A 4,023-nucleotide genomic window follows, 5' to 3' on the forward strand; every position below is an offset into this window, starting at 1 on the left:
CCCAGGGCCCCAACGCCAGGTACCGGGACACCGGGAAGGCCGGTGGAGTGTCACCGATGTCCTGATTCATGAAGTGTCAGCGATGTCCTGAGTCAGAACTGTCACCGATGTCCTGATACATGACACGATCAGCTCAAGAACCTGCCGGTGAGGGTGAGTTGCGCACAGTGGGGCGGGGCCAGCCGGGACAGGCACGCAGAGTGACCTCAGAATGACGCCGGGTTGACCGCGTCACGGTGGAACAGTCCCGCCCGGACCACCGTCAGGCGGTCAACCTGGCGGGACGGAGTGGGCGGGGTGGGCCGTGGAGGGGCAGGGTTACTCCCCGTCCGCCGCATCCGCCGCGTCTTCCACATCGTCACCGGCACCACCGGCGGCGAACTGGGAACGGTACAGGTCCGCATAAGCGCCACCGGCCGCCAGCAGCTCGTCATGGGAGCCCTGCTCCACGATGGAACCGTCGACCATGACGAGGATCCGGTCGGCGTCCCGGATGGTGGACAGCCGGTGCGCGATGACGAACGACGTCCGGTCCGCCCGGATCGCGTTCATCGCCTTCTGCACCAGCACCTCGGTACGCGTGTCCACCGACGACGTCGCCTCGTCAAGGATCAGCAGCTCAGGGGACCGCAGGAAGGCACGCGCGATGGTGATCAACTGCCGCTCGCCCGCGGAGACCGAGCCGCCGTCCTGATCGATGACCGTGTCATAGCCCTCCGGCAGCGCATGGACGAACCGGTCGACATAGGCCGCCGTCGCCGCGGCGACGACCTCCCCGTCGGTGGCGTCCAACCGGCCGTAGCGGATGTTGTCCATGATCGTGCCGTCGAACAGGACCGCGTCCTGCAGCACCATGCCGGTGCGCGACCGCAGGTCCGCCCTGGTCATCGACCGGGTGTCCACACCGTCGAGCAGGATCGCCCCGTCGGTGACCTCGTAGAACCGCATGATGAGGTTCACCAGCGTCGTCTTGCCCGCACCCGTCGGCCCGACGATCGCGATCGTCTGCCCCGGTTCCACGGTCAGATCCAGGCCCGTGATCAGCGGCTCGGCATCTTCCCCGCCGTAGCCGAAGGAGACGTCCCGGAACTCCACCCGACCCGGCTTCTGACCCGCCGTGAGCTCCGGTGTGTCCGGATCGGCCGGGTCGGCGTCCTCCTCGGAGGCGTCGAGCAGCTCGAAGACCCGCTCGGTGGACGCCAGCCCGGACTGCAGCATCGTCATCATCCCGGCCACCTCCGACAGCGGCTGGTTGAACTCGCGGGAGTACTGGATGAACGCGGTCGCCGCACCCAGCGTCATCGACCCACCGGCCACCCGCAGCCCGCCGACCACGGCGATGACCACGTAGGACAGGTAGGACAGGAACTGCATCAGCGGCATCATCGACCCGGACAGGAACTGGGCTTTCGCACTGGCGGAGTACAGCCCCTCGTTGCGTCCGTCGAACTCGGCGGTCATCTCCTCCTGACGCCCGTAGGCGACCACCAGGTCATGGCCGGTGAAGGACTCCTCGACATGGCCGTTGACCCGGCCGGTCTCGGTCCACTGGGCGACGTACTCCTTCTGCGCCCGACCGCCGACGATCGCGACGATCACCGCGGTCAGCGGCAGGACCAGCAGGGCGAGCAGCGCCAGTTGCCATGACACGGTGAACATCATCACCGTCACGCCGAGGATCATCATCAGCGAGTACACCAGCGAACTGATCGCCTGCTGGAGCGCCTGCTGGATGTTGTCGACGTCATTGGTGGTGCGGGAGAGGATGTCGCCGCGCTGACGCGAGTCGTAATAGCTCAGCGGCAGGTGGTGGACCTTGCGCTCCACCTTCGTGCGCAGGTCGATGACCACCTCGACGACGACCCGGTTGAGCACGAACCCCTGCAGCCAGTTGAACACGCTGGCCACCAGGTACATGCCCAGCACGACAGCGATGAGTTCGCCGAGGCGCGGGTAGTCGATCCCGGCGCCGGGCTCACCCTTCCACATCGCCAGGACGCCGTCGTAGATGACGTCGATCGCGTAGCCGAGGACCTTCGGCGCCCACACGGTGAGCACGACGCACACCAGGAGCAGGAGGAACACCCACACCATGGCGATCCGCCGGGCCGCGAGCAGTCCGACCATGCGTTTCGTCGCAGGCCAGAACGCCTGGATCTTCTGCGGCTGCTGCATCTCGTCCATTACTTCCCCTCCCCGTCAGTGGCGTCAGTGGCGGCGTCAGTGCCGGACGCCGTCAGCTGCGACTCCACGATCTCCCGGTATGTCGCACTCGATTCCAGCAGCTCGTCGTGGGTGCCGCAGGCGACGATGTGCCCCGCCTCCAGCACGAGGATCTGGTCGGCGTCCCGGATGGTCGAGACCCGCTGGGCGACGGTCACCACCGCGGCGTCCCGCGTGTGCGGGGCCAGGGCGTCACGCAGCCGGGCGTCCGTGGCGACGTCCAACGCGGAGAAGGAGTCGTCGAAAACGTACACCTTCGGGGCCGCGACCAGCGTCCGGGCGATGCACAGGCGCTGCCGCTGCCCGCCGGAGACGTCCGTGCCGCCCTGGGCGATCGGCCGGTCGAGGTCGTCGACGAAGTCGGCCTGGGCGATGCGCAGGGCGTCCCACAGCTCGGCGTCGGTGGCGTCCCGCCGACCGAACCGGAGGTTAGAGGCGACCGTCCCGGAGAACAGGTACGCCTTCTGCGGGGTCAGCCCGACCCGCTTCACCAGCTCGGCGCGGGCCATCGCACCCACCGGCACACCGTCGATGAGCACCTCGCCCTCCGTCGGCTCCAGCAGCCGCGGAATGAGGTTGGCCAGGGTCGACTTGCCCGACCCCGTCGCCCCGATCACTGCGGTCGTCTGCCCGGGGCGCACCGTGAACGAGAGGTCGTCGAGCACCGGCTTGTCCGCGCCCGGGTAGGTGAAGGAGACGCCGCGGAACTCCAGCTCGCCGCGCAGGGACGCCGGAACCACCGGGTCGGTGGGCTCGGCGACGGAGGGCTCATGGCTGATGACCTTGTCGATGCGTCCGGCGCAGACGATCGCGCGCGGCAGCATCATCGCCATGAACGACCCCATCATCACCGCCACGAGGATCTGCAGCAGGTACTGCATGAACGCGGTCAGCGAGCCGACCTCCATGAGGCCGTCGCCTACCCGGTGCCCGCCGAACCACAGCACCGCGGCCGTCGCCCCGTGGAGCACCATCATGATCACCGGGCCCATGAGCACGAACACGCGGCCGACCTTCTCGGAGACCAGGCCGACGGCCCGGTTCGCGTCATCGAACCGGGCGGACTCGTGGTCCTCCCGGACGAAGGCGCGGATCACCCGGATGCCGGTGATCTGCTCCCGCAGCACACCGTTGATCCGGTCGACCCGGTCCTGCATGACGTTGAACAACGGCACGAGCTGGGCGATCATGATGCCGACGACGACGAGCAGCACCGGTACGGAGACCCACAGCAGCCACGACAGGCCGGCGTCCTCCCGCAGTGCCATGACAATGCCGCCGACACACATGATCGGCATGGTCACCATGAAGCTGAGGAACATGGTGAAGACCATCTGGACCTGCTGGACGTCGTTGGTGCCGCGGGTGATCAGGGTGGGGACGCCGAACTCCCCCATGTCACGGGTGGAGAACCGGTCCACCGAACGGTAGACCTCCCGGCGGATATCCCGCCCGACGCCCATCGCCGCGCGCGCGGCGCACCACGTCGCACCGACGGCGGTGACGACCTGGCCGAGGGCGACGAGCAGCATGACGCCGCCGGTGGACCAGATGTAGCCGATGTCCCCGGCGGAGATGCCCTTGTCGATGATGTCGGCGTTGAGACCGGGCAGGTAGAGGGTGGCCAGGGCGGAGACCGCCTGGAGCAGCAGGACCGCGGTCAGCAATCCGGTGTACGGGCGCGAGTAGGCGCGCAGAAGGCGGAACAGGTGCACACCCCTGAGCATAGAGGGGGACCGGACAGGTAGGCCACGGTACATCAGGGGTGGTCCCGTACACCGTGACACGCCCGGGGACACG

General features: G+C 68.0%; 2 protein-coding genes. Both read right to left on the reverse strand.

The window, feature by feature from the left end; genetic code table 11:
- Window positions 1–318: 318 nt before the first annotated feature.
- Window positions 319–2,184, reverse strand: coding sequence for an ABC transporter ATP-binding protein (locus tag QZV72_RS10805; protein WP_297008375.1), 1,866 nt, complete (start codon window positions 2,182–2,184; stop codon window positions 319–321).
- Window positions 2,184–3,938, reverse strand: coding sequence for an ABC transporter ATP-binding protein (locus QZV72_RS10810; RefSeq protein ID WP_297008378.1), 1,755 nt, complete (start codon window positions 3,936–3,938; stop codon window positions 2,184–2,186). The genes QZV72_RS10805 and QZV72_RS10810 overlap by 1 nt, the downstream gene beginning before the upstream one ends.
- Window positions 3,939–4,023 lie beyond the last annotated feature (85 nt).

The sequence above is a fragment of the uncultured Corynebacterium sp. genome, from assembly GCF_902782855.1.
Classification (GTDB): Bacteria; Actinomycetota; Actinomycetes; order Mycobacteriales; family Mycobacteriaceae; genus Corynebacterium.

Excerpts from the sequence above, each read along its gene's own strand:
- QZV72_RS10805 (WP_297008375.1), bottom strand. The coding sequence starts at position 2,184 with ATGGACGAGATGCAGCAGCCGCAGAAGATCCAGGCGTTCTGGCCTGCG.